At 70.3% G+C, this 25,042-nt stretch carries 26 protein-coding genes; 13 read left to right on the top strand and 13 right to left on the bottom strand.

The features are described from left to right. Positions 1 to 18: 18 nt before the first annotated feature. Together KV100_RS05145 and KV100_RS05140 are read left to right on the top strand one after the other, a co-directional pair. On the top strand, positions 19 to 1,770 hold the full coding sequence (locus tag KV100_RS05145) for an AMP-binding protein (RefSeq protein ID WP_308291346.1): 1,752 nt from the start codon (positions 19 to 21) through the stop codon (positions 1,768 to 1,770). 92 nt (positions 1,771 to 1,862) lie between these two features. Next, positions 1,863 to 3,242, top strand: coding sequence for an MFS transporter (locus KV100_RS05140; RefSeq protein ID WP_220341802.1), 1,380 nt, complete (start codon positions 1,863 to 1,865; stop codon positions 3,240 to 3,242). 26 nt (positions 3,243 to 3,268) lie between these two features. On the opposite strand, the gene KV100_RS05135 is transcribed toward KV100_RS05140, so the two are convergent. Both KV100_RS05135 and KV100_RS05130 read right to left on the bottom strand, forming a co-directional pair. Beyond that, complete coding sequence (locus KV100_RS05135; RefSeq protein ID WP_220341801.1) at positions 3,269 to 3,964, bottom strand: 1-acyl-sn-glycerol-3-phosphate acyltransferase; 696 nt, start codon at positions 3,962 to 3,964, stop codon at positions 3,269 to 3,271. A 104-nt stretch (positions 3,965 to 4,068) separates the two neighbouring features. Beyond that, on the bottom strand, positions 4,069 to 4,620 hold the full coding sequence (locus KV100_RS05130; RefSeq protein ID WP_220341800.1) for a helix-turn-helix domain-containing protein: 552 nt from the start codon (positions 4,618 to 4,620) through the stop codon (positions 4,069 to 4,071). A gap of 123 nt (positions 4,621 to 4,743) precedes the next feature. Between KV100_RS05130 and KV100_RS05125 the strand changes: the two genes are divergently transcribed. From KV100_RS05125 to KV100_RS05115, 3 genes are all read left to right on the top strand, one after another. After that, positions 4,744 to 5,577, top strand: coding sequence for an alpha/beta fold hydrolase (locus KV100_RS05125; RefSeq protein WP_220341799.1), 834 nt, complete (start codon positions 4,744 to 4,746; stop codon positions 5,575 to 5,577). A gap of 52 nt (positions 5,578 to 5,629) precedes the next feature. Beyond that, positions 5,630 to 6,484: an alpha/beta fold hydrolase gene (locus tag KV100_RS05120; RefSeq protein ID WP_220341798.1), complete on the top strand. Its 855-nt coding sequence runs from the start codon at positions 5,630 to 5,632 to the stop codon at positions 6,482 to 6,484. Positions 6,485 to 6,609: 125 nt separating this feature from the next. Beyond that, the gene (locus tag KV100_RS05115; RefSeq protein WP_220341797.1) at positions 6,610 to 7,461 is read left to right on the top strand and encodes an alpha/beta fold hydrolase; all 852 of its coding nucleotides are present in this window, start codon (positions 6,610 to 6,612) and stop codon (positions 7,459 to 7,461) included. 20 nt (positions 7,462 to 7,481) lie between these two features. Here the strand turns inward: KV100_RS05115 and KV100_RS05110 are convergent, their stop codons facing one another. From KV100_RS05110 to KV100_RS05090, 5 genes are all read right to left on the bottom strand, one after another. Then, the gene (locus tag KV100_RS05110; RefSeq protein WP_220341796.1) at positions 7,482 to 8,036 is read right to left on the bottom strand and encodes a TetR/AcrR family transcriptional regulator; all 555 of its coding nucleotides are present in this window, start codon (positions 8,034 to 8,036) and stop codon (positions 7,482 to 7,484) included. 71 nt (positions 8,037 to 8,107) lie between these two features. Continuing rightward, complete coding sequence (locus KV100_RS05105) at positions 8,108 to 9,016, bottom strand: NAD(P)-dependent oxidoreductase (protein ID WP_220341795.1); 909 nt, start codon at positions 9,014 to 9,016, stop codon at positions 8,108 to 8,110. A 51-nt stretch (positions 9,017 to 9,067) separates the two neighbouring features. Further along, a complete protein-coding gene (locus KV100_RS05100) occupies positions 9,068 to 9,754 on the bottom strand; it encodes a hypothetical protein (protein WP_220341794.1) in 687 nt (228 codons plus the stop codon). Between the two features lie 47 nt (positions 9,755 to 9,801). Further along, the gene (locus tag KV100_RS05095; protein WP_220341793.1) at positions 9,802 to 10,224 is read right to left on the bottom strand and encodes a PPOX class F420-dependent oxidoreductase; all 423 of its coding nucleotides are present in this window, start codon (positions 10,222 to 10,224) and stop codon (positions 9,802 to 9,804) included. An 85-nt stretch (positions 10,225 to 10,309) separates the two neighbouring features. After that, the gene (locus KV100_RS05090) at positions 10,310 to 11,107 is read right to left on the bottom strand and encodes a flavodoxin family protein (protein ID WP_220341792.1); all 798 of its coding nucleotides are present in this window, start codon (positions 11,105 to 11,107) and stop codon (positions 10,310 to 10,312) included. A gap of 178 nt (positions 11,108 to 11,285) precedes the next feature. Here KV100_RS05090 and KV100_RS05085 point away from each other — a divergent pair, with 178 nt between their 5' ends. Beyond that, entirely contained in the window at positions 11,286 to 11,495 is a 210-nt protein-coding gene (locus KV100_RS05085) for a cation-transporting P-type ATPase (protein WP_220341791.1), read from the top strand. Positions 11,496 to 11,545: 50 nt separating this feature from the next. Here the strand turns inward: KV100_RS05085 and KV100_RS05080 are convergent, their stop codons facing one another. Further along, on the bottom strand, positions 11,546 to 12,523 hold the full coding sequence (locus KV100_RS05080; protein ID WP_220341790.1) for a YafY family protein: 978 nt from the start codon (positions 12,521 to 12,523) through the stop codon (positions 11,546 to 11,548). A 62-nt stretch (positions 12,524 to 12,585) separates the two neighbouring features. Between KV100_RS05080 and KV100_RS05075 the strand changes: the two genes are divergently transcribed. Beyond that, entirely contained in the window at positions 12,586 to 13,809 is a 1,224-nt protein-coding gene (locus KV100_RS05075) for an epoxide hydrolase family protein (protein WP_220341789.1), read from the top strand. Here the strand turns inward: KV100_RS05075 and KV100_RS05070 are convergent. The 3 genes from KV100_RS05070 to KV100_RS05060 are packed head-to-tail and all read right to left on the bottom strand — an operon-like array spanning position 13,787 to position 15,234. Further along, positions 13,787 to 13,993 (bottom strand): hypothetical protein, encoded by a 207-nt coding sequence (locus KV100_RS05070; RefSeq protein ID WP_220341788.1) that lies wholly within the window; start codon positions 13,991 to 13,993, stop codon positions 13,787 to 13,789. The genes KV100_RS05075 and KV100_RS05070 overlap by 23 nt on opposite strands. Positions 13,994 to 14,025: 32 nt before the next feature. Continuing rightward, positions 14,026 to 14,784 (bottom strand): class I SAM-dependent methyltransferase, encoded by a 759-nt coding sequence (locus KV100_RS05065; protein ID WP_220341787.1) that lies wholly within the window; start codon positions 14,782 to 14,784, stop codon positions 14,026 to 14,028. Between the two features lie 9 nt (positions 14,785 to 14,793). Next, positions 14,794 to 15,234 (bottom strand): VOC family protein, encoded by a 441-nt coding sequence (locus KV100_RS05060; protein ID WP_220341786.1) that lies wholly within the window; start codon positions 15,232 to 15,234, stop codon positions 14,794 to 14,796. Positions 15,235 to 15,322: 88 nt separating this feature from the next. Here KV100_RS05060 and KV100_RS05055 point away from each other — a divergent pair, with 88 nt between their 5' ends. From KV100_RS05055 to KV100_RS05040, 4 genes are all read left to right on the top strand, one after another. Next, positions 15,323 to 16,267, top strand: a complete 945-nt coding sequence (locus KV100_RS05055) for a YafY family protein (RefSeq protein WP_220341785.1) — start codon at positions 15,323 to 15,325, stop codon at positions 16,265 to 16,267. Positions 16,268 to 16,333: 66 nt separating this feature from the next. After that, positions 16,334 to 17,260: an NADP-dependent oxidoreductase gene (locus KV100_RS05050; protein WP_220341784.1), complete on the top strand. Its 927-nt coding sequence runs from the start codon at positions 16,334 to 16,336 to the stop codon at positions 17,258 to 17,260. 71 nt (positions 17,261 to 17,331) lie between these two features. Further along, positions 17,332 to 18,732 (top strand): aldehyde dehydrogenase family protein, encoded by a 1,401-nt coding sequence (locus tag KV100_RS05045; RefSeq protein ID WP_308291343.1) that lies wholly within the window; start codon positions 17,332 to 17,334, stop codon positions 18,730 to 18,732. 45 nt (positions 18,733 to 18,777) lie between these two features. Further along, positions 18,778 to 19,911, top strand: a complete 1,134-nt coding sequence (locus tag KV100_RS05040; RefSeq protein WP_220341783.1) for a peptidoglycan DD-metalloendopeptidase family protein — start codon at positions 18,778 to 18,780, stop codon at positions 19,909 to 19,911. Between the two features lie 16 nt (positions 19,912 to 19,927). Here the strand turns inward: KV100_RS05040 and KV100_RS05035 are convergent, their stop codons facing one another. Beyond that, positions 19,928 to 21,298, bottom strand: a complete 1,371-nt coding sequence (locus KV100_RS05035; RefSeq protein ID WP_220341782.1) for an APC family permease — start codon at positions 21,296 to 21,298, stop codon at positions 19,928 to 19,930. 69 nt (positions 21,299 to 21,367) lie between these two features. On the opposite strand from KV100_RS05035, the gene KV100_RS05030 reads away from it, so the two are divergent. Both KV100_RS05030 and KV100_RS05025 read left to right on the top strand, forming a co-directional pair. Beyond that, positions 21,368 to 22,513 (top strand): aminotransferase class I/II-fold pyridoxal phosphate-dependent enzyme, encoded by a 1,146-nt coding sequence (locus KV100_RS05030; protein WP_308291341.1) that lies wholly within the window; start codon positions 21,368 to 21,370, stop codon positions 22,511 to 22,513. Positions 22,514 to 22,607: 94 nt separating this feature from the next. Further along, the gene (locus KV100_RS05025; RefSeq protein WP_220341781.1) at positions 22,608 to 24,029 is read left to right on the top strand and encodes an HNH endonuclease signature motif containing protein; all 1,422 of its coding nucleotides are present in this window, start codon (positions 22,608 to 22,610) and stop codon (positions 24,027 to 24,029) included. Here KV100_RS05025 and KV100_RS05020 read toward each other — a convergent pair. Then, the gene (locus KV100_RS05020) at positions 23,987 to 25,036 is read right to left on the bottom strand and encodes an NAD(P)-dependent alcohol dehydrogenase (protein WP_220341780.1); all 1,050 of its coding nucleotides are present in this window, start codon (positions 25,034 to 25,036) and stop codon (positions 23,987 to 23,989) included. The two genes, KV100_RS05025 and KV100_RS05020, sit on opposite strands and share 43 nt — an antisense overlap. Between the last annotated feature and the right edge of the window lie 6 nt (positions 25,037 to 25,042).

Here is a 25,042-nt window from a genome sequence, read left to right as displayed (position 1 = left end):
GGGTGAGAAGATGGAGACGTGGAAGAGTTCGTGGGTACGACCGACGAAGACAGCGAACGGCCGTGGGTCAGCCACTACCCGCCCGGGGTGCCTGACCGCATCGAGATCCCCGACGAGCCGGTCACGGCCCCGTTCGAGCGCGCTGTCCAGCGCTGGCCTGACCGGGTCGCGCTGGACTTCCTCGGTGCGTCCCTGACCTATGCGCAGGCCGACGAGCAGATCCGGCGGGCAATGGTGGCCCTGCGCCGCCTCGGGGTCGATCGCGGGGAGCGGGTCGCGCTGGTCCTCCCCAACTGCAGCTCCCACGTCATCGCGTACCACGCGGTGCTGCGACTCGGGGCTGTGGCGGTCGAGCTGAACCCGACGTACACCGCCGACGAGCTGCACCACCTGCTCATCGACTCTGGCGCCCGGTTCGCGATCGTCTGGCACAAGGCGGTCGAGCCGGTGCTGTCGGCGCGCCCTGGGACTCCACTGACCCAGGTGGTCAGCGTGGACATGGTTCGGGACCTGCCCCTCCGATCGCGGCTCTTGCTCCGCCTGCCCGTGGCGGCAGCGCGGGAGAAGCGGGCAGCGCTGCGCGGCGTCGTACCCCCTGACGTCGCGGACTGGCACGACCTGCTCCGGCAGGCGGGTGCTGGGGACGAACCTGAGGCGGTTTCGTCAGAATCCGTCGGAGGTGACGACCTGGCGCTGCTGCAGTACACCGGCGGAACGACCGGCACCCCGAAGGCCGCCATGCTCTCGCACCGCAACCTGGTCGCGAATCTCGTGCACGGCGAGACCTGGGTGGGGTTCCGACCGGGGGAGGAGACGGTGTACGGCGTGCTGCCGTTCTTCCATTCCTTCGGCCTCACCTTCTGCCTCAACCTCCCGGGACAGATCGGGGCGACGCTGGTCATGTTCCCGAACTTCGACCCGGCGGAGGTACTGAAGGCGGCGGGCCGACGCCCTGCGACCTTTATCGCGGGTGTGGCGCCGATGTTCGACCGGATCGCGACGGCCGCGCAGTCGATGCCCCACCCGCCGTCCGAAGGATTGCGGCAGATCCGACTCGCCTTCGCCGGCGCGATGCCGATCCCCGCGGAGACCGTCGAGCGGTGGGAGGCGCTGACCGGCGGGCTGCTGATCGAGGGCTACGGGATGACCGAGTGCGCGCCGGTCGCGCTCGGCAACCCCTGCGCCCCGACGCGGCGTCCGGGCACCCTGGGCGTGCCGTTCCCGAACACCGACATCCGCATCGTCGACATCGACGACCCGTCGGTCGTCGTCGAAGCCGACAGTGACGGCGTACGCCGCGGTGAGCTGCTGGTGCGCGGTCCGCAGGTGTTCCTCGGCTACTGGAACCGACCGGAGGAGACGGCCCATCAGCTGCTGCCCGGCGGATGGCTGCGTACGGGTGATGTCGTCGAGGTGGACGCGACCGGCTGGGTCCGCCTCGTGGACCGGGTCAAGGAGATGATCATCGTCGGCGGGTTCAAGGTCTATCCGTCGCCGGTGGAGGACCACCTCCGTACGCTCGCCGGGGTGGCCGACGTCGCCATCGTGGGCCTCCCAGCTTCGGGTGGCGACGACCTGGTCGTCGCGGTGCTCGTCCTTGAGCTCGACGCCGTGGAGCCGACGGTGGAGGAGGTCCAGGCCCACGCCGAGCAGTACGTCGCCCGCTACGCCCTCCCGCGCGCGGTGTACGTCGTCGACGAGCTCCCGCGGTCCCAGATCGGCAAGGTGATGCGGCGGGTCGTCCGCGAGCGGCTCATCGAGGGGCCTTAGCACTCAGGAGCATCTACCCTCTTGTCGAACAGTCGTGTTCGAGTTACTGTACTCGAACGCGACTGTTTGAGTTACGGGTGAGGGGCTGTGCGATGGATGCATCCGATGCTGTGGCGACAGAGGGCGCTGCTGTTTCCGATCGGCGACGTTGGCGCACGTTGGGTCTGCTGGGTGTGGCGCAGCTGATGCTGATCGTCGATGTCACGGTGGTCGCGATCGCCCTGCCGGACATGCAGGCCGATCTCGCACTCGACCGTACGGGCGTCGCCTGGGTGGCGAGCAGCTATGCGTTGGTGTTCGGCGGGTTGATGCTGCTCGGTGGCAAGGCCGCCGACGTCCTCGGTCCCCGTCGGGTGGTGCTCAGCGGGCTCGGCGTCTTCGTGGCGGCGTCTCTGCTGGCGGGGCTGTCCGGCAGCGGCGAGATGCTGTTGGTCGCGCGGGTGCTGCAGGGTCTGGGTGCAGCGGCGATGTCTCCGGCGGCACTCTCGGTGATCGTACGAACGTTCACCGGCGCCGAGCTGACTCGCGCGATCGGGGTGTGGTCGGCGCTGGGAGGAGCGGGTGCGGCGATCGGGGTGCTCCTCGGCGGTGTGCTGACCGCTGGTCCTGGTTGGCCGTGGGTGTTCCTCATCAACATCCCTGTCGGCGTCGTGCTGCTGGTCGGCCTGGTGAGATCGGTGCGGCCGTTGCCGGGCTCGGGTGGCAGCGTCGACGTCGTGGGCGCCGCGCTGGTCACCGCCGCGACCGGGGCCGTGGTGTACGGGTTGGTGGCCGCCGGGGACAAGGGCTGGCTCAGTCTTCATACCCTGATCGCCGTCGCGGCCGGCGTTGCTGGATACGCGCTCTTCGGGTGGCGGATCCGCAGCGCCGCAGCGCCGCTCATCGATCCGGCCATGCTGCGCCGTGCTTCGGTGGTGCGCGGCCTCGCGTTGATCTTCCTGGCGACGGCGCTGATGATCTCGGTGTTCTTCCTGGGCTCGTTCGCCCTGCAGCACCTGCATGGGTTCAGTGCGCTGGAGACCGGGCTGTCGTTCCTGCCGGTCGCTCTCGGCACCATTCTCGGCTCGACCCTTGCCGGGCAGATGATTCCGCGCCGGGGCGTGCGCGCGGTCTCGATCGTGGGTCTGCTCGTCGCAGCCGCAGGACTGGCCACAGCCGCGGCGGTCTTCTCGATGACCGTCCTGATCGTCGCCACCAGTGTGGCCGCGCTGGGTATCGGTGCGACCTTCGTGGCCGCGGCGGGCAGCATGTTCTCCGCCGTCCGACCGGAGGAGGCGGGAGTGGCCTCCGGTGCACTCAGCACCTTCCACGAGTTCGGAGCCGCGGCCGGTGTCTCCGCGATCTCGAGCGTCGCGGCTGCGGCGCTCCTGACTCCGGGCTTCGCCGCCTTCGCCTCGGGCTACTGGTTCGCCGCAGCCGTCGCACTCGCCGCGTGCCTGGCATCCCTTGTCCCGTCTCCCAGGGTGTCGTGAGAGTGGCTCAGGCAGGCGTCGGCGGGTCAGGGCGTCGGGCTGTCAGGCGTCTCGCCGCGGCGCTGAAGCTCGTCAGCGGTCGGGTGACGGTCGACGTACTCCTGCCCGCTCAGCTTCTGGATGGCGGCCATCAACGCATCGGTGGCCTCGCGCCACGCCTCCGGGTCGTCGGCTCGGTGACGCCACGGACTCAGGTCGATCGGATCACCGAGGTGCACCTCGGTGCGGCCCCGGCGCCAGCCGCGGTGTCCCGGCGGGTCGATCTCCCTGGTGCCGCGGAGCCCGACCGGCACGACGGCTGCGTCGGGCACGGACAGCGCCACCCGCATGGCCCCCGTACGCCCGCGGTAGAGGCGACCGTCGGGCGAGCGGGTGCCTTCGGGATAGATGACCCACACGCCGCCCTCGCACAAGGTCCCGCGCGCCCCCTCGAGAGCAGCATCCGCGCTGCCCGCGCCCGAGCGTTCGATCGGGATCTGGCCGGTGACGCGGCACAGCGTGCCGTACAGCCGTCCGCGCAGACTGCCACGCGCAAAGTAGTCACTCTTGGCGACGAAGGTCACCCGACGGGAGAGGGCGGCACACACGACGAGTGAGTCGATCTCGCTCAGATGGTTCGGCGCGAAGACGACGGGCCCCGCGGGCAGCTTTCCGATCAGCCTCGGGCGCGTGACCCAGTGCACGAGAGGACCCAGCAGGACGTACTTGATGAGCCAGTACACGCAACCTCCTCGGGGGAGCCTGATCCTTTCATGCCGGGGAGATCGTCCGGCGGGCGACCGCTGACCCTGAGAGCCCACCACGCGCGTGACGTTGCTCTCGCTCGCTAGGCGCCGTCGGTGCCGGTCTGCCGCAGCCACGGACGTCCGCCGCTGCCACCCGGGGTGCGGGCGAGTCGGTCGCGGGTGTCCCTCGGCCCGTCGTAGTCGTCCGGATAGCCGGGACCGACGCAGAACTGCACATCATCCGGTCCGACTGTCTCCCCGCACACCTCGCACACCAGCCGGCCGACAATCGCATGGTCGGGCTCATGATGGTGGAGGGTCACCGGCGCGCCGTCGCCGCCGTCCAGCCATCGGTCGCCCCAGGCCAGCATCGCCACCAGCACGGGGAAGAAGTCACGTCCCATCTCCGTCAGCACGTACTCGTAGCGCGGCGGATTGTCCTGGTAGAACTCCTTCTTCAGGACGCCCGCGTCGACGAGCTTGCCCAAGCGGTCCGACAGCGTGTTTCGGGCGATGCCGAGCGACCGTTGGAACTGGTCGAACTTCGTGAGGCCCTGCATCGCATCTCGCGCAATCAGCAACGTCCACGCATCGCCGAACAGCTCCGCCGAGCGAGCGATCGAGCACGGCCACGTCGAGAACTCACGCTTCATCAGTCAATTCTAGCAACTGAGTCCATTTCCACTTGCGCGAGTAGTGAATCGCAACTAAGTTGCGATGAACTACTCACTGCGAGGAGCGCGCCGCGTTCTTCGCCCACCGTCGGAGGCGACGACATGGCAAGAATCACCGTGGGTCACGAGAACGGCGCCCCCGTGGAGATCCACTACGAGATGCACGGGCAGGGGGCTCCAGTCGTCCTCATCCATGGGTGGCCCCTGAACGGGCGCTCCTGGGAGATGCAGATCGCCCCGCTCGTCGCCGCGGGGCACCAGGCGATCACGTACGACCGCCGTGGCTTCGGCCTGTCGACGCCGGCCTGGGAGGGGCACGATTTCGACACTGCCGCAGCGGACCTCGACTCACTCATGGCGCAGCTCGACCTGAGCGACGTGACGCTGGTCGGATTCTCGGCCGGTGGAGGTGTGGCGGCCCGCTACCTCGGGACCTACGGCACCGACCGCGTCGCCAAGGCGGTCCTGGCGAGCGCTGTCACGCCGTACTTGTACGCCACCGAAGGCAACCCTGGCGGCGGACTCGACGACGCGACGATCGGACACTTCGAGGCTGGCATCGCCGCCGACCGTGCTGACTTCGTCGACCACTTCCTGACGATGTTCTACTCCAACGCCGACGGCCTGACCGTCAGCGAGGCGCAGCGCGCGTACGGGCGCGACCTGGCGAACGAGGCTTCGCCCCGCGCCACCCTGGCCGGAGTCTCCGCGTTCGGGCGGACGGACTTCCGGGCCGATCTGGAGAAGCTTGCCGTCCCGACGCTGATCGTCCATGGAGATGCCGACCAGGTCGTCCCCTTCTCGATCAGTGGACGCCGATCCGCGGAGGCGGTACGCGGCAGCGAGCTCGTCGTCATCGACGGCGGTCCGCACGGCATCAACGTGTCCCACTCCGAGCAGTTCAACGCCGCCCTCTTGACGTTCCTCGCACGCTGAGGTCCGCGAGGTCAGCACCCATCGGCGCGACGCGCCAAGAAAGGAATCCATCATGTCCATCGCCACGCCCAGAAAGTTCAGAGTCGTCGGTCTCCTCGCTGCGGCGGCCGCAGTGGTGGGGCTCGCCCTCCCCGCTGCAACCTCCGCCGCCGCACCCTCGACCCATCCGAAGCCGGTCAAACCGACCGTCGTCCTCGTCCACGGCGCATGGGCGGATGCCTCGAGCTTCGCTCCCGTCACGGCTGCCCTTCAAGAAGACGGCTACAAGGTCGTGAGCGCTCCGAACCCGCTGCGCTCCCTCGCCACCGACGCGGCGTACGTGGCCGCGTTCGTCAACCAGAACACCACCGGACCAGTCGTCCTGGTGGGTCACTCGTACGGGGGCAGCGTCATCACGAACGCTGCGACAGAGACGCCGCGGGTCAAGGCGCTGGTGTACGTGAACGCGTTCGCCCCGGACGAGGGAGAGAGCGCCTACGAGCTGACGGGTGCCAAGCCCGGATCTCTCCTGAACGTGCCTCCGGCGGACCTCGGCACCGTGTTCGACTTCGTCCAGTTCCCCGGCGCCGGAGTCGACGACTACGACGCGTACGTCAAGGCGGCCCGCTTCAGCGAGATCTTCGCTGCCGGCCTGTCGCGCGACCGGGCAGCCGTTCTCGCCGCCGGTCAGCGGCCGATCACGACCGAGAGTGCCCTGAAGGCGCGCTCGGGGGCGCCGGCGTGGAAGACGATCACGAGCTACTTCTTCGTCGGCACGACCGACAAGGTGATCCCTCCCGCTCAACAGCTGGCCATGGCCGACCGGGCTGGAGGTGTCGTGGTGAAGGCCAAGGCCGACCACCTCTCCATGCTCGAGGTGCCCCACAAGGTCGCCCACCTCATCGAGAGGGCCGCCGTGACTCGCTAGAACGAACGACGACGGGGCCGGCGGTTGCGGAGACCGCCGGCCCCGGCTGCTAAATCCCTGGACGTGGAGCAGTCCCGGTGCTGTACTGCGATGTACCAGGTGGTACATCCAGTGAGGAGCACTTCATGCCTACCCTTCGACTCTCGGCCGGTGAGATCGACTACTCCGACTCCGGCGGTGACGGGCCGGTCCTCGTGCTCCTGCACGGGGTCACCATGGACGGCGGCATCTGGGATGACGTCGTCGCGGCGTTGGGACCTGGCTTCCGCTGTATCGCTCCGACGCTCCCGTTGGGGAGCCATCGGCGTCCGATGGAGAGGACAGATCTGGTCACTCACCGGGGCGTGGCGGCGATGGTGGGGGAGCTGCTCGAGGCTCTGGACCTGCACCAGGTGACGCTGGTGCTCAACGACTGGGGGGGTGCCCAGTTCCTCCTGGCCGATGGCCCGAACGAGCGGATCGCCGGAGCCGCGCTCGTCGCCTGCGAGGCGTTCGACAACTTCCCGCCGGGTCGACCGGGCAAGGCGGTCACCACCGCTGCCCGCGTGCCCGGTCTGCTCTGGCTCTCGATGCAGCTCCACCGCACCGGTTGGTTCCGCCGGGCTCCGGGCGCTTGGGGGTGGATGAGCAAGCAGCCGGTGCCGGATGCGGTGATGGACCGCTGGTTCGCGCCCGCACGGCTCGACGCTGGCGTGCGTCGCGATCTGCGGGCGTTCGCGCTGTCCACACCGTCGAGCGCCGAGCTGGTCGGACTGACGCAACGGCTTCGGTCCTTCGACGGGCCAGTGCTGGTGGTCTGGGCCGTGGAGGACAAGCTGATGCCTCGGGAGCACGGCCACCGCTTGGCCGCGTTGTTCGATCACGGGCGCCTGGTGGAGGTCGACGACTCCTACACGCTGGTGCCCGTCGACCAGCCCGATGCGCTGGCCGCCGAGCTTGGTCGCTTCGTCACCGCCGAGGTGACCGTCGGTCGCTGAGTGTCGATCGTCGCGCCCAGTCACCGCCCTGGCCACGTCTCGTCCAACACGGTGCGCACGGCGAGGTCTGCGGCGGCCCGGTCCCCGGTGATCGCCAGCTCCCAGAGGGCTCCACGCACCACCGCGATGCCGGCCCGCGCCAGCTCCTCTGCCCGCTCAGGGGACTCGCCGTAGGCGACCAGGTGAGCGCTGATCTGGCGCACCCAGGCGGCCGTGCCCTCACGGAAGGACTGTGTCCACGCCGCGTCCTTCATCGCGGGTGCGGACAGCTCGAACACGAGGGGCGTGATGGCGCTGCCCGCGGCCATCACCTCCCACATCCGCCAGGCGTTGCCACGTGGGTCGGCGGGGTCCGCACCAGTGAGCGCGTCGAGCACGGCCTGCTGGCTGTGCCAGAGGTGCGAGACGACCGCAGCGAGCAGATCCTCGCGGGACCCGAAGTGGTAGATCAGCATTCGATGGCTGGTGCCCATCTCTGCGGCGAGGGTGCGCAGGCTGGTGCCACCGACCCCGCGGGCCACGAAGACGGCGATCGCCTTCTCGAGGAGCTCCTCGCGCGGACGTGGACTGGCCATGAACCGGATGGTACAGACATGGCGACCCCGCGGAGCGGCTGCTCGACGCCTCGCCAGACCGCCGAGGCGCTCTAGTGGTAGAGCGCCGGAGCGAACGCGTACGCCACCGACGCCACGTCCTCGTCACCTCGACCGAGCTCCACCGTCTCGTCGAACAGCGCGGTCAGTGTCGTGAGGAGAGTTTCGTTGAGCCGTCCGGCGACGGCCGATTGTGCGAGTCGTAGGTCTTTGAGGAGGCCGTTCGTGGCGAACTGGGGATCATAGTCGCCGGCGAGGATCTCCCTACCCTTCGACTGGGCGTACGGACTGTCCGAGGTCGAGCCGCCGATCGCCTCGAGGAACAGACGCGGGTGCAGGCCGAGCACGTCGGCGACCTTCATCGCCTGCGCCGTCCCCGCGGTGAGGCACGCGAGCCAGGTGTTGCACGCCAGCTTCAGTCCCGTTCCGGCACCGGCGCGGGTGCCGGCTTGGACGGTCTTGGCGCCGTACGCCTGGAACACGGGGGAGAGAGCGGATACGAGCTCGTCCGGACCAGACGCGAGGATGGTGAGCCGCCCGTCCTCAGCCGGGCCATTGGTGCCGAGGACGGGTGCGTCGACGAAGCGCAGACCGTGGTCCTCGGCTAGCGCGTGCGCGCGTTCGGTGCCCTCGATGCCGATGGTTCCGCTCTGGATCCAGACAGCGTCCTCAGGCGCGTACGGCAACCAGCCGTCGGCGACATCCAGGACGGCAGCCGCGTCGACGAGCATGGTGAGGACGACGGCGGCGCGCTCCACGGCGCGGTCGAGGGCCGGCTCTACACCGATCCCGTCGTCCGCGAGTGGACGGGCGTGCTCGATCGTCCGGTTCCAGACAGTCACCTGGAACCCAGCGTGCCGCAGCCGACGGGCGATCGCCGTCCCCATGATGCCCGTACCCAGAACGGTGACTGTGGTCGTCGACGGGTCGAGGTCAGCGAGATCGGTGTGGTGGTGTGTCATCGTGGGCCCCTGACTGGGATCGTACCCACAAGACTTCGGCGTGACGCGTCGTCAGAGCGACGACTGGCGGGGTCCTGGAGCAGACGGAGCGCCCACCTCAGGAGTGACGATCTTGCCCTCGAGCTGCGGCGCCGCCTTGTGCAGCCTGCCCCTGCGCCACGCGGCGTGGATGGCGGCCGCGGCGACGAGCGCGCCCAGCGTGCCGAGGGTGAGGTCACCGAGCGTGTCCGAGTAGGCGCTGTGGCGCTCCGCAGACTTGCTGATGAACGCGAAGTACTCCGCCAGCTCCCAGACCACCGCGGCAGTCACCCCGAAGGCGAGCGCGCGTTCGAGTGTCATGCCCAGGGTCGCCGTACGAGGGAGAGTCAGCAGGATCACGGCCCCTGCCAGCAGACCGGTGTTCATGAAGTGCATCCAGTCGTCGAACCACACGATCGTGTCGTAGAGGTCCATCCGGTTGCCGAGGATGTCGGTGAAGCACGTGATGGTGACGAGGAGGTCGGCGAGCCACGGGAAGGACGCCCGCTCACGCCAGTAGAGGTGCCAGATCACCGGGATGGTGAACGCCAGCATCGGGTAGGCGATCGCCCGGAGCCCCGCACCCTTGTCCTCGAGGTTGCCGAACTGCGGGAAGGCGAGGGCCAGCGCCAGCATGAGCACCAGCAGGCCCTTGGCTGCGACGTCGAGGAGGCGGACCAGCGCCGGAACGGGGTGCCGGATCGCGGCGACGTCACTCATGCGCTTACGCTAGCGGAGCCGCGTCGCGACGACGACGAGGGGTTTGTTCAACCGCCCGCCTGGTCGTTGTCCTTGAGCGCGCCCCAGCCGTGCCAGCGCTCGATCTCGATCCAGGCGCTGACCCGCCGGCGGTCTCTGGTGGGGTACGCGCGACCCGTGTAGTGCGTCGACAGGCGGTCGATGTCGACGAGCCCTTCGTCGTCGTGCATCTCGACGACCCGGCCCATCACCGTGACGTGGGTGGCCCACCCGTCCTCGGCGAGCATCGTGAGGCTGACTCGCGGCTCGCGGCGCAGATGCTTCAACCGGACTCGGCCCTCGTCCATGTTGACGAGGATGCGGCCGTCGTCCCAGAGGTACCAGGTGGCCGTCGTGACCGGGGACCCGTCCTGGCGGACGGTGGCGATCACGCAGGGGTTCGGACGGCGCAGGAGCGCGATGGCCTCATCGGGCAGCGGTGGCTTCGACACGGACGATCTCCTTCGCGGGCGGCGGACGTCTCCCGTCACGTTACGCGGCAGGCGGTCAGCCGTCACGGCGTCGCGGGCCGCTCTGTCAACCCGTGTACGGCTTGGCAGAGCCGTTCTCGATGCCGGTGCGGATGCGTCGCTCGACGAGCGCCGCGACGGCGTTGCGGACTCGCCCGACCTTGGCGCCCGTGAACCAGTCCGCCTCGAACCAGCCGCGCTCGTCCCAGTACGCCGCGTCGACCGGGCCGTCGCTGCGGCCGGACTCGACCAGCAGGCGGGCGACGCGGAAGCCGATCAGGTCGGAGGTCGTCGGTGCGGGCTCCCCGCCGTCGTGCACGGCCCGTACGGCGGTCGCCGCGAGCTCGTCGAGCGCGCGGTCCACCTTTGCGCGGTACGGCGCCTTGGCGAGGCCCGGACCGTTCACGCCGAGCTGGCCCACCGTGTGGAACCCCCACCGGCGGATGGCGGTCGTCAGGTAGCCGAGAGCGGCATCGTGACCGGCGCCCGCGGCGGTCGAGACGAGGATGGCCGGGGTCCCGAAGTAGCGTGGGCGGTGGATCAGGTAGGCGAAGTGGTCGACGAACCGCTTCATGGTCGCGGAGAGCGTGAAGCTGTGGACCGCGGTCGCGAAGATGACGAGGTCCGCAGCATCCATCAGCTCCCGGGCCGGCGAGGCGTTGTCGGCGTTCGGGCACGCCTGTTCGCCCGCGGTCATGCAGGCGAGGCACGCGGGACAGCTCGGTCCGAGTACGAGATCGTCGGTGCAGATGACGTCGACCTCGATCTCGACGCGCTCGCGCATCCGCACGATCAGGGCGTCGACCACCATGCCGGTCGTGCCCTTCTCGCCGTGTCCGGTGCCGAGCACCACGCCTACCCTCATGTCTTCTCCTGCCACCGCTCAATCGGAAAATATAGGATAGACGATCACCTGACCGGTTCCACCGTGACTCGAGGCCACGCTGCATCTGATCTGTCCGGTGCATGACGGACGCACGTGGGCGGTGGAAGGCATACCTTCGTTTCCGTCGGCCCTCCTGGTCCGGCCCGAGGGGAGTCCCATGACTGACCGACGACCGCCCGTGGCCACCGACACGCCGATGCCCCCGTACGTGTTGACCGTCAGCGAGGTCGTCGGCGCCGCAGGTTCGGACGCCAGCACGGGACTGAGCGTCGTCGAGGCGGAGATCAGGCTGACGTCGGAGGGGCCGAACGAGATCGCCGCCGAGAAGCCGCCGTCGTCGTGTGCGCGTCCCACACCTTCTCGCTGAGGGTTCTCGCCACGAGCGCGGGGGATATCTGATCTACGATCTCACCCGGCTCAGGCGGAGCCAGACCGATCGTCCTCGGCGGCGTCGGCCGCACGGCCGTAGCGCGCGGCGACGCGACGAAGGGCGGGTGCGAGCTCAGCCGGTCCGTCGACGGTGAAGTCGGCGTCGAGGAGCCCGAGCCACAGGGCCAGCTGATCGCACGAGTCGGAGCCCACGTGAGCGATGCAGGTCGATACGTCGACTTCCTCCACGACCACAGCGGCTGGCACCCGTGCAATGATCCGCGCCGCAGGCGCCTGGACGCGCGCGCGTGCCCTGACCTGCCAGGTCACTGTCCCGAGCGTGCGCTCGACGAATCCGATGAGGTCACCGTCGGGCTCGTCTCGCGGGAGGAAGCGTGGCCCGTTCGGTGTCCGCAGGCGCATGCGGTCCACGCGGAATGTCCGCCACGCCGTACGCGCGACGTCCCACGCCGCGAGGTACCAGCGGCCACGGGTGTGGACGAGCCGGTGGGGCTCAGCCGTACGGAGTGTCGAGACTCCGTCGCTGTCTTCGTAGCCGAAGCGCACGCTCTCGCGGCAGCGCACGGCGTCGGCGATGGCGGTGAGCCGCTCGACCGGTACGGCCGACGACTCCGTCCGCAGCGCGACCGTGGCCGCCACGAGGTCCTCGAGCCGGTGACGAAGCCGAGCGGGGAGCGTCTGCTCGACCTTGACCAGCGCGCTCATGGCCGTGCCCTCGAACCCGGCGAAACCCCCGACCGCGGTGCGGAGACCGATCGCGACCGCCAACGCCTCGTCGTCGTCGAGGAGCAGCGGCGGAAGCGCGGCGCCTCCACCGAGGCGGTATCCGCCGGCCACACCCGGGACGCCCTCCACCGGATAGCCGAGGCTGCGAAGCCGGCCGACGTCGGTCCTCAGGGTCCGCGCGCTCACCTCGAGGCGCGCTGCCAGCGCCGACCCCGTCCAGTCACGTTGCGAATGCAGGAGAGACAGGAGCTGCAGCAGGCGTGCTGAGGTCGAGAGCACTCCTTTATCCTGCCCTGAAATCGCGGAAGGAGATCTTCCGCATGTCGTTCTACCGTCACGAGATGGACGAGAGCGCAGCTATCCGGCCGTACCAGATCGACATTCCTCAGAGCAGCGTCGACGACCTGCACGAGAGGCTTCGCCGTACGCGATGGCCCGACTTCTCGGCGGGTTCCGACTGGGCCAGGGGAGTGCCGCCCGGCTACCTGGCGACGCTGACCGACTACTGGTTGAACGACTTCGACTGGCGGGCCCAGGAGGCCCGTCTGAACGCGATCCCCCAGTTCGTGACCACGGTGGACGGACAGGACATCCACTTCTTCCACGTCCGGTCATCGGAGTCCGACGCGATGCCGCTGATGCTGACGCACGGTTGGCCGAGCTCGTCGGTCGAGTTCCTCCGGGTCCTCGAGCCTCTCGCGGACCCGCAACGGTCGGGTGGGCAGTCCACCGACGCGTTCGACGTGGTGGTGCCGACGCTGCCCGGGTACGGCCTGTCCACGCCCTTCCACGCGGGATGGGGCAACCTCTTCCAGGTCGCGCAGGCGTGGGCGGAGCTCGCGCGTCGCCTCGGCTACGAGAGGTACGGCCTCCAGGCGACAGACGCCGGAGCCGGCGTCGCCGGCATGCTTGCGATGATCGCGCCCGGGCAGGTCGTCGGCATGCACCTGACCGGGACCTCCGCAGGCACGCCGTTCGGGCCGGCCCTCGACCCCGACGACTTCGATGGCGCGGACCGCGACCGCATCGAGCGGTTCAACAAGGACCGCGACGAAGATTTCGGCTACTTCCACCTTCAGGCAACCCGGCCGCAGACGATCGCGTACGCGCTGACCGACTCGCCCGTCGGTCAGCTGGCCTGGATCGTCGAGAAGTTCCACGAGTGGACCGATCCCGCTGCGGAGCTGCCCGACGAGGCTGTCGACCGCGACCAGCTCCTGACCAACGTCTCGTTGAACTGGTTCCGCCAGGCTGGGGCCACCTCCGCCCACGCCACCTACGAGGGCATCCAGGCGTGGAAGCAGATGGCGGCAGCGCAGACCGACGGTGCGGGCCACGGTTCGGAGGGATCGGAGCTGCCCGAAGGCCCACCGACCGGGTACGCCGTGTTCGCGGCCGACACCACGGTGCGGTCGTTGGCCGACCCGGAGGGAAGCCTGGCGCACTGGTCGAACTTCGACCGCGGGGGTCACTTTCCCGCGATGGAGGTGCCCGACCTGTGGGTCTCTGACGTACGGGAGTTCTTCCGTCCCCTGAGAGGACTCAGGATCCCGAAGGATCGTTAGGTGCAACGCCCGGTGGGGCGTTGCCGGGCGGCTCCGCGTCCTGGTCGTCGTCGGTCGATCGCGTGCCGTCCTCGCGCACGGAGTCGGCGGACGGCGACGAGCGGATCTCGTCGGCCTCCGTGGCGTCGTCGTTGATGGCCTCGTCGTCGCCGACGTCGGCGGGCTCGTTCGATGCGTTGGTCATGATGTGGGGGTACCCGCTGACCGGCCGGGCAATCACACCCGTCCCGTGACGCACCAGGCGGTCGCGTCGACGAAGAACGGCCGCGCCGGCACGCGAGCGCGGCAAGACTTGCGGACCGCCGCGAGCGCGTCCTCGTCGAGTCCGGCGACGTAGGCTCCGGCCGGACCCACCCCGAGCAGGAACGGCTCCCACCACTGCTCGAACGACTCGAAGCGCACCGTCACGGTGAGCGCCGACGCCTCGAGGTCGTGGAGTCCTGCCTCGGCGAAGAGCTCCTCCAGGTGGCCCTCCCGGGTCCCTGCGAGGCCGGACTCGTCCGGGGCGTCCGGATCGACGTCGAGTACGGCGTCCCAGAAGGCGGCAAGGGGTCCGGTCCCGCCCTCGTGGTCCCAGACGCACGCGGTGACCGGACCACCAGGCGCCGTGACCCGCCGCATCTCGCGCAGGCCGGCGACGGGATCGTGCATGAAGTGCACCACGAGCTGGGCGTACGACGCGTCGAACGTGGCATCGGCGAACGGGAGGTCCTCGGCGCGGCCGAGGCGTGCGTCGACGTGGGGGAGACGTCGATGCACGGCCCCGACGAAGGCCGGCGACGGATCGACAGCGCTCACCGCCTCGTCACCGATCCAGGCCGCGAGATCGCCGGTGAGCGCGCCCGGCCCACAGCCGACGTCGAGCACCTTCCAGCCGCGCTGAGGGTCCGTGGCCAGGACCAGCGCGGCCGCGAGGGGCTCGGAGAATCGCCCCATGAACCGCTGGTAGGACTCGGCGGCCACATCGAAGGACATACGTGAAATCTACGGGGCAGCAGGCGCCGCGAAGGTACCGGTTGCCCTCACCACCTCCAGGTAGTGCGGATTGTTCATGATGCCCAGGAGGTTGCCGAAGGGGTCGACGACCGACGCCGTCACGAATCCCGTGCCGCCACCCTGCTCGGTGATCGGCAGGTGCGGGGTCGCGCCGAGGGCGAGGAGACGGTCGTGTGCTGCCTGCAGGTCGTCGACATGCCAGTAGGTGACGGCTCCGGCCGGCCCGGACGGACGGTCCGCGGGCGCGTACCGCGCGTCGATGATGCCGAGCTCGTGCTCGTAGTCGCCGACCCGGAACTCGATGTAGCCGGGCGCCCCCTCGGAAGGGAACGCGTAGTACGGGTCGGCGCCGAGCACCTCGGCGTACCAGTCTCGGGCAGCGGCGAGGTCGTCGGCGTAGAAGCTGATGGTGGCGAGTCCGCGAAGCATGGTGGTGGTCCTCTCTGGTGGGGTGGTGATTCCAGCGTGCCTCGTTAAGTGATCACCTTCTGAGCACTTTCTTTGACAAGATCGGGACATGCGTGCGGACCGTCTTGTCGCCACCCTCCTGCTCATGCAGTCGCGGGGACAGGTCACCGCTGCCGAGGTGGCGTCGGAGCTCGAGGTCTCGGTGGCGACCGCGCGGCGTGACCTGACGGCTCTGTCGTCCGCCGGTGTCCCGGTCTATGCGCGACCAGGGCGTCACGGGGGCTGGTCGCTCGTCGGCGGCGCCCGGACGGACCTGACGGGCCTCACCGCGTCGGAGGCCCGGACGCTCTTCCTGCTCGCAGGCCCGGCGGCGTCCGGATCCCCGGAGCTCAAGGCGGCGCTGCGCAAGCTCGTCCGAGCACTCCCACGCACGTTCCGCGAGGACGCCGAGGCGGCGGCCGAGGCGGTCCACGTCGACGCGACCCCGTGGGGTGGAGCCGACCGGTCGCGGCCCCCGCTCGTCGAGCGCCTCCAGGACGCCGTGGTCCGGCGTCGACGCGTCCGCCTCGTGTACGAGGGTCGCGGCGGTGAGACCGAGCGGCTCGTGGACCCCTGGGGGCTCGTCGACAAGGACGACCGCTGGTATCTCCTGGCGGGGACCGAGCGGGGTCGACGAACGTTCCGCGTGGACCGGGTGCGTACGGCGGAGGTCACCGACGAGTCGGCCGAGCGACCCGACGACCTCGCGCTGGAGGAGGCGTGGGCGGACGTGGTGACCACGATGGAGCGCCGACGATCCCTGGTGTCCGCCGTCGTGCTCGTCGACAGGCGATTCGTCCCCGTCCTGCGTGACCACTTCGGTCAGCACTGCACTCCCGGGCCGCCGGCCGCGGACGGCCGTGCCCGTGTCAGGGTCGCGGCCCACACGGCGGTGTCGGTCGCCGAGCAGCTCGCCGGCTGGGGAGCACGGGTCGAGGTCGTCGAGGGAGACGCGGTGAAGGAGGAGCTCCGCAGGATCGGTGCCGAGCTCCTCTCCCGCTACGGCGAGAGATGACCTCGCCGGGGCATTGGCGTCGGGCACGTTCGGAATGCGCGGCTGCCCGGCACGGTTCGTCCCTGCATGAGAGCTATCGCGTACGAGGAGTTCGGAAGCGCTGACGTCCTGAGCCTCCGCGACCTGCCGGAGCCGCACATCGGCCCCGACACGGTCGTGGTCAAGGTGATCGCCGCAGGCGTCAACCCCGTCGACTACAAGGTTCGAGAGGGTCACCTGCAGGGACTGATCGACGTCGATCTGCCGGCCGTCCCCGGCTGGGACGTCGCGGGTGTGGTCGACAAGGTCGGTCTCGACACCCCGGAGCTGGAGGTCGGCGACGAGGTGTTCGCGTACGCCCGCAAGGACGTGGTCTCCGGCGGCACGCTCGCCGAGTACGTCGCCGTCCCCGTCCGCACCCTGGCCAAGAAGCCGTCGACCATCGGGTTCGAGGAGGCCGCAGGCGTCCCGCTCGCGGGACTGACCGCCCTGCAGACGATCCGGCGGTCGGGTCTCGTCGCGGGTCAGACGGTGCTGGTCCATGCTGCGGCCGGAGGCGTCGGCTCGTTCGCGGTGCAGCTCGCCGTGCACGCGGGTGCCCGGGTCGTCGGTACGGCGTCCGAGCACAACCACGACTACGTGCGCTCGCTCGGTGCCGAGCCGGTCGCGTACGGCGACGGTCTCGTCGAGAGGGCTCGCGCGGTGGCACCCGGCGGGTTCGACGTCATCCTCGACTACGTCGGCGGCGAGGCCGTGGACACCGCGCCGGACCTCCTCGCCGACGGCGGCCGGATCGTCTCGATCACCGACCCGCGTGCCCGTGACGAGCTCGGCGGCGCTTACGTCTGGGTCCGCCCCGACGCCGACGCCCTCGCCGAGCTGGCGACGCTGATCGATCAGGGTGTCGTCAAGGTCGAGATCGCTGAGGTCTTCGATCTCGAGCACGCCGCCGATGCACACCGCACGGTCGAGAAGGGCCACACCCGCGGCAAGGTGGTCGTGCGGATCGGCTGAGGTGCCTGATTGGCCGGCCGGCGTCGGGGTACGGGGCGGAGGACCCTTACCCCGACGCCGAGGGAGCCGCTGTGCCTGGCGCTGAACCGTACGACTCCGACCTGCTGACCGTCCTCGATCCCGCGGACGGCTCGCTCGTCGGCACTCTGGAGTGCGCCGCGCCGGCCGAGGTCGGGGCGGCGGTCGAGGCCGCCGCCAAGGCTGCGCTGGACTGGGCGCGTACCGCGCCGGCCGAGCGTGCCGCGTGCGTGGCGGAGGCCGCCGCCCGGCTTGCCGCCTCCGCTGACGCACTTGCCGTCCTCACTACCCGCGAGATGGGCAAGCCGCCCGCGGACGCTCGCGGGGGAGTCGACGCCGGTGTCGCGACGTTGCGCCAGTACGCCGAGCTCGGTCCCCTCCACCGCGGCCGGTCGTTGCAGGGAGGCTGGGACACGACCGATCTCATGGTGCCGCAGCCACGGGGCGTCGTCGCCGCGATCACGCCGTGGAACGATCCCGTCGCGGTGCCGTGCGGACTGATCGGCGCTGCGCTGGTGACTGGCAACACGGTCGTCTTCAAGCCCTCCGAGCGCAGCCCGCACACGGGCGTCGAGCTGGCCCGGGCGTTCGCCGAGGTGCTGCCGCCCGGAGTGCTGCAGGTCCTCGTCGGCGACGGCCGTACCGGGGCCGCGCTCGCTGCGGACCCGCTCGTCGACGTCGTCGCGCACGTCGGTTCGACCCTGACCGGGCGGGCGATCGCGCAGGCCGCGGCGCGCACCGGTGCAAAGGCCGTGCTGGAGAACGGCGGGAATGACCCGATGATCGTCGACGCCGGGGTCGATCCGGTGTGGGCAGCCGAGCAGGCGGCACTCGGCGCGTTCGCCAACGCCGGGCAGATCTGCACCTCGATCGAGCGGATCTACGTTGCCGAGCCGGTCGCCGCCGACTTCCTCGACGCGCTGGTCCGGCGCGCGAAGGCGCTGGCGGCCGGCTCGGGCGTCGAGCCTGCGACCGAGCTCGGGCCGTTGGTCGACGAGCGCATGCGCCGGAGCGTCCACGACCAGGTGTCCGAGGCGATCGTGGACGGTGCGACGTTGCTCGCCGGCGGTGAGGTACCCGACGGTCCGGGCACGTTCTATCCGGCGACGGTCCTCACCGACTGCACCGATGCGATGACGGTCATGCGTGAGGAGACCTTCGGGCCGGTGGCCCCGGTTCGGGTGGTGCCGGACTTCGACACCGCCCTGACGGCGGCGATGACGGGGCCGTACGGGCTGGCGGCGGTGGTGCTCACCGCCGATATGGAGCACGCCCAGCGCGCGTGGCGGGAGCTGCAGGTCGGCACGGTGAAGGTCAACGCCGCGTTCGGAGGCGCGCCGGGCGGTGCCGCGCAGCCTCGGGGGGCGAGCGGGTCGGGCTTCGGGTACGGACCCGAGCTGCTCGACGAGATGGCGACGACGAAGGTGGTCCATCTCGGTACGCCGAGGGTTTGAGTCACGACCCCGGCCGGTGGAGCGGGCGTCGCGTAGGTTGCAGAGATGCGACGTGCGTGCCTCCCGCTCCTCGCGAGCGCGCTGCTGGTCCTCTCCGCGTGCGGGTCGTCGAGCGACGAACGCACGGAGCCCGCGACGGTGTCCGCCACCGCGGCGACCCCGAGCGAGCAGGCCCCGCCGGACGTCGGTGTCCTCCGGCTCCAGGCGACGCAGCAAGCGACTGCCCGCTCGTGCGGACCGCGGGACGTCAGCGTGGCCCTCACCCCCGCGGAGCCGGCACTGGGACACCGTTACGCGAGGGCGGTGCTGCGCAACAACACCGGCTCGGCCTGCGTCGTCGACGGGTTCCCCGGCATCGGCGGACGGGGGGAGAGCGGCGACCCGCTCGAGCTGGCGGCCGAGCACCGGCAGCGTACGGGGGAGCGCACACCGACGGAGGTCGTGCCCGTGCCGCCGGCGGGTGAGGCGTATGCCAACGTCGAGTGGACGGGCAGCCTCGCCGGGGCCGAGACGGAGCGGATCACCGTGCTCGCGCTCCAGCTCGCCGAGGGACAGCCGCCTGTCGTCGTCCGCACGACGGAGTCCCTCGACATCGGCAACGGGACCACGGTCCGGATCGGGCCCTGGCAGGCGGCGCCGACTGCGCAGGCAGCGCCGGCTCAGCGCGTTGCCCCGGCGTGCAGGGTGGGCCCGGGCCGAACCCCTTCGGGAGTGAAGCGCTTCTGGACGAGCGACACGCGCTGCTACGCCTCGCGGTGGTTCGCCGGCGCCCACCGGCGGATGATCCCGTTCGGCTGCACCCGCGCGCCGTGGTACCCGCCTTCGAGGCGCTGCGCCGGCGGCAGGGGGTTCCACCACGGGCTCGACATCGACATGCCCCGCGGCACGCCGGTCTACGCCGGGGTGTCCGGGCGCGTCGTGACCCGCGGTCTCGGATCGGCGTACGGCACTCGGGCGGTCGTGATCCGTTCGCGCGGGCGTGACGTCCTCCTCGGCCACCTGCGATCACGCCGGGTGAAGCACGGCGAGCGTGTGAGCAGAGGTGACCTGATCGGGCGCAGCGGGGCCCGAGGAGCGCCGGACGGGCCGCACCTGCACCTCGAGGTCCGGCCGGCGCGCGGATCGTACCGGACGGCGGTCAGCCCGCGGCGGACCGTGGGCCTGACTGCCGTGAGATAGCGCGGACCCGTACGGCCTAGCGGCTCTCGGAGTCGTTGGAGTCCTCGTTCTGGGAGTTCCCGGCGTTCTCGGGGTCGTCGCCGCGTCCTGTGAGCCGCGCCAGCAGGTGCAGGACCGCACCCACGCCGAGCAGCACCGCTCCGAACACCCACACCATGCCGCTCTGCTGGGTGAGGAGGACGACGCAGGAGATCACCCCGAGCACCGGGACGAACGACCAGACCTTGAAGTGGTCGTGGTCGACGACGTCACGACGCAGGACGAGGACAGCCACGTTGGTGCTGATGAACACGAAGAGGAGCAGCAGCACCACGGTCTCCGCGAGGGTGGCGAGGTCACCGATCAGTGTCAGCCCCATCGCGACGGCGGTGGTCGCCAGGATCGCGACCCAGGGCGTCCGACGGCGGGGGAGGACCGCACCGAGGACCGGCGGCAGCAGTCCGCGTTCTGCCATGCCGTACGTCAGGCGGCTCGCCATGATCATCGTCAGCAGCGCGCCGTTAGCGACCGCGATCAGCGCGATGGCGCTGAACAGCTCGTCGGGGATGCCGAGGTCGGTGGCGCCGACGACGGCCGTCAGAGGCCCGCTGGACTCGGAGAGCTCGGACGACGGGAGCGCGACGGCGCTCGCCAGGCCGACCGCGACGTACGCGAGGCCGGCGACGACCAGCGCGCCGAAGAGGGCCTTGGGATAGACCCGAGACGGATCGCGGACCTCCTCCACGATGTTCGCCGAGGTCTCGAAGCCGACGAAGGAGTAGTAGGCGATGATCGCCGCGCTGAGCGTCGCGGTCACCGGCGCCGCGCCCTCGGGAAACGCGGTCGCCCGGGAGACGTCGCCGCGCCCGTCACCGACCATGATCGCCACGGCGACCACGACGAGGACCAGACCACTCACCTCGATCACCGTCATCACGAGGTTGGTCCCCATGGACTCCCGGATCCCTCGGGCGTTGAGCGCGGCCACCGCGGCGAGGAAGAGGATGGCGGCGAGCGTCGTGGGCACGTCGATGAAGGTGGCGAGGTAGTCGCCCGAGAACGCGAGCGAGAGGCCGGCGGCGCTGGTCACCCCGGCGGCCAGCATCGAGAACCCGACGAGGAAGGCGACCAACGGAGAACCGAAGGCGCGCTCGGCGAAGACCGCCGCACCGCCCGCCCGCGGGTATTTGGTCACGAGCTCGGCGTACGAGCCCGCCGTCAGGAGCGCGAGGAGCAGGGCGATCAGCAACGGGAGCCAGATCACCCCGCCGACGTCTCCTGCGAGGACGCCGACGAGCGCGTAGATCCCGGCGCCGAGCACGTCGCCGAGGATGAAGGCGAAGAGGAGAGGGCCGGTGATCCGCCGGTTGAGCCGCGTGTCGGTCGAGGTGAGGTCGTGCGAGGTCATGGCATCGAGCCTGACAGAGCACAGCGGATCGCACAGACGACGCGCGGCCCGGTGCGGCACGATGGCGGGGTGAATCCGCTCGAGATGCTCAGCCTCGACGACCTGCACGCGCGGACGAGTGTGAAGTGGCGTCTCCACCCGCCTGACGTCCTGCCCGCCTTCGTGGCCGAGATGGACGTCGTCCTCGCCGAGCCGGTGGTGCGTGCGCTGAGCGACGCGCTGCGCCGGGGAGACACGGGCTACCCCAGCGGTACGGGGTACGTCGAAGCCTTGGCGGCCTTCGCGTCGACACGGTGGGGTTGGGACGGGGTCAGCGTCGAGCGGTCGGCGATGGTGGCTGACGTGATGACCGGCGTGTCGGAGGTGCTCCAGCTGGTCACCGAGCCCGGCTCGCCGGTGGTCGTGAACCCACCGGTCTATCCGCCGTTCTTCGGCTTCGTCTCCAAGATCGGCCGGCGTCCGGTGGACGCGCCCCTCGGCGCTGACGGGCGCCTGGACCTCGAGGCGCTCGGTGAGGCGTTCGCCCGCGCCGCGACGACCGGACTGCCGGTGGCGTACCTCCTCTGCAACCCGCAGAACCCGACAGGGACCGCTCACCGTCCCGACGAGCTCGCGTCGGTCGCGCGGCTCGCGCACGAGCACGGGGTCCGCGTCGTCGTGGACGAGATCCACGCGCCGATCGTGCTGGACGGCGTCCGGTTCACCCCGTACCTGTCGCTCGAAGGGACCGACGACGCCTTCGCGGTGATGTCGGCCTCCAAGGCGTGGAACCTCGCCGGCGCGAAGGCCGGTGCGGTCCTCGCGGGCTCGGGCGCCGTGGACGACCTGGGACGGATGCCCGAGGTCGTGGCCCACGGCCCCAGTCATCTGGGGGTCATCGGGCACACCGCTGCGCTGCGCGACGGAGGGGAGTGGCTCGACGAGGTGCTCGCCGCCCTGTCCGCGAACCGCTCCCACCTGGCCGACGAGCTCGCGCAACGGCTCCCCGGCGTACGGCTGCGGGAGCCGGAGGCCACCTATCTGGCGTGGTTGGACTGTCGCGCGCTCGGACTCGGGGACGATCCGGCCGAGACCTTCCTCGAGCGCGGACGGGTCGCCCTCGGCTCGGGTCCGACGTTCGGGACCGGGGGAGCGGGTCACGTCCGGGTCACCGCCGCGACGTCGAAGCCGATCCTGTCCGAGATCGTCGAACGGATGGCAGCGAGCGTGGGGTGATCGGAACTGGTCCACAGGTCGCCGACCGCGGGACTGTTCCACAGGTCGTTCGACGACCGGCCGCCGCGCCGTTCCGATGCGCCACGATGAACGTATGTTCGATTCCAGCCGATACGCTGTGCTCAACGAGGCGTTCGATGCGGTCGTGGAGATGCCCCACGAGTTTGCCGACACCATGCAGACCCGGGCCGCGTTGAGGACTCTCCAAGCGATGTCCGACCGCGCCGAGGGGCTTCGCGCGAGGCTGCTGCGCCAGATGGACGAGACGGGGGCTTACGCGGATGACGGCGCCTCGTCCACGTTGTCGTGGGCGCGCCGCGAGCTGCGGCTGAGTGCGGCGTCCACGGCGCGGCTGCGAGCCGCCGGGCGCACGATGCAGGTGCTTCCGGGAGTCGGTGAGGCGATGCTGGCCGGCGAGATACGACTCGATCACGTCGCCCAGTTCACCGGCGGCCTTCGGCGCGTGGACACCGCCGTGCTTGCCGACGCGACGCAGCAGATCTTGCTGCCGCTGGCCAAGCAGGCGGCTCCAAGCGACCTCGCCGTGGCGATCGACCGACTCGACGAGGTGACCCATCCGTCCAAGGTCGACGAGGCCTGGCGGCGGGGGATGGACAGACGGGACGTGCAGGTCACCCGCGCAGGTGACGGCTACCACCTAGCTGGGTTCGTCGACATCGTTCTCGGCGCCAAGCTGGCGTCGTTCCTCGTCGCGGCATCGGCGCCGCGATCGACCGGCCCCGGTGAGGCGGACGGCCCGGCTGGGAGCGCCTCGTGCGCCGACGAGCGTCCCGCGTCGCAGCGTCGGACCGACGCTCTCCACGAGCTGCTGGACACCGCGATCGCGGACGGCATCCCCGGCGACAAGGGCGTGCGACCGCAGTTGCACGTCACCGTGGAGGCCGAGTGGTTGTCGCACCAGCCCGGGTCCGCCCCGCCCACGCTCCAGGGGTACGGCGTGATCGGCCCGGACCTCTATGGCTACCTCGCCTGCGAGGGGGACCACACGACGGTCCTCACGCACGGGACGACGAGCGGGAGGACACCCTATGCCGCGGTGCTCAACGTTGGACGCACACGACGACTCGCGACCCGCGCCCAACGGGTGGCAGTCCGCGTGCAGCAGGACGGGCACTGCGCCGCACCCGGGTGCAGTCACACCAACCTCGAGCTTCATCACGTCTCGTGGTGGGAACGGGACGGCGGCCGGACCGATCTCGTCAATCTGGTGGGACTCTGCCGGGCCTGCCACCTGGCCGTGCATGCCGGCCGTCTCGGAGTCGAGCGCGACGAGGCGGGCGGGTTCGTCTTCCGGCGAGTGCACGGGCCGTCACGGCGGGCCATCGAGGATCGAGACCGCATCCACCGCCGTCGGTTCCGCGACTACCTGCACGCTCTCGGGGTGGCTCGCGACGGCGCGTTCGAGCCTGCATCGCGCCAGCAGGTGACCGCACCCTGCGGTTCACTCGAGCGTCATCGCGCCGGGATGGTGGACGTGTCGATCACGAAGCGGTAGCGCACGTCCGAGGCGACGACCCGGTCGTACGCCTTGTCGACGTCGTCGGCGCCGATGGTCTCGATCTCGGCGCCGATGCCGTGCTGCGCGCAGAAGTCCAGCATCTCCTGGGTTTCGCGGATCCCTCCGATGTTGGACCCGGCAAGGCTCCGTCGCCCGCCGATCAACGAGAACGCGCGGAACGACTGCTTGTTCTCCGGTGCTCCGACGAAGACCATCGTCCCGTCGAGCCTCAGCGCGCGGAGGTAGGCGTCGACGGGGAGGTCCGCCGAGACGGTGTTGATGATCAGGTCGAACGAGCCCCGCAGGCGCTTGAGCGTCTCGCGGTCCCCGGTCTCGTAGTGGTCGGCCCCGAAGCGGATCCCGTCGTCCTTCTTGGACAGCGTGTGGCTGATGACCGTCACCTCAGCACCGAGCGCGTGCGCGATCTTGACCGCGAGGTGCCCGAGACCGCCCATGCCGACCACGGCGACCTTCGTCCCCGGGCCAGCTTTCCAGTGCTTGAGAGGGGAGTACGTCGTGATGCCCGCGCACAGCAGCGGCGCAGCGACATCGAGCGAGATGCCTTCGGGGATCCCGAGGACGTACGCCTCATCGACGACGATCTGCGTCGAGTAGCCGCCGTAGGTGGGGGTCCCGTCCGCATCGCGCCCGTTGTACGTCGGCACGTTGCCGCTGAGGCAGTACTGCTCCTCACCGGCACGACAGGTCTCGCACTCGCGACACGAGTCGACGAAGCACCCCACGCCGACGCGGTCGCCGACGGCGTACCGCGTCACGGCCTCGCCGACCTCGGCGACGACCCCGGCGATCTCGTGGCCGGGGACCATCGGGAAGATCGCGGTGCCCCACTCCTCGCGCGCCTGATGGATGTCCGAGTGGCAGATCCCGGCGTACGCGATGTCGATGAGCACGTCGCCGGGACCAAGAGCGCGGCGGTCGATGGTCGCGCGTTCGAAGGGAGCTCCGGCGGACGCGGTGACCAGGGCAGGGACGGTGAGGCTCATCGGCAC

The organism is Mumia sp. zg.B21 (genome assembly GCF_019550855.1).
GTDB lineage: Bacteria > Actinomycetota > Actinomycetes > Propionibacteriales > Nocardioidaceae > Mumia.
This window is presented reverse-complemented; position numbering and strand designations above follow the sequence as displayed.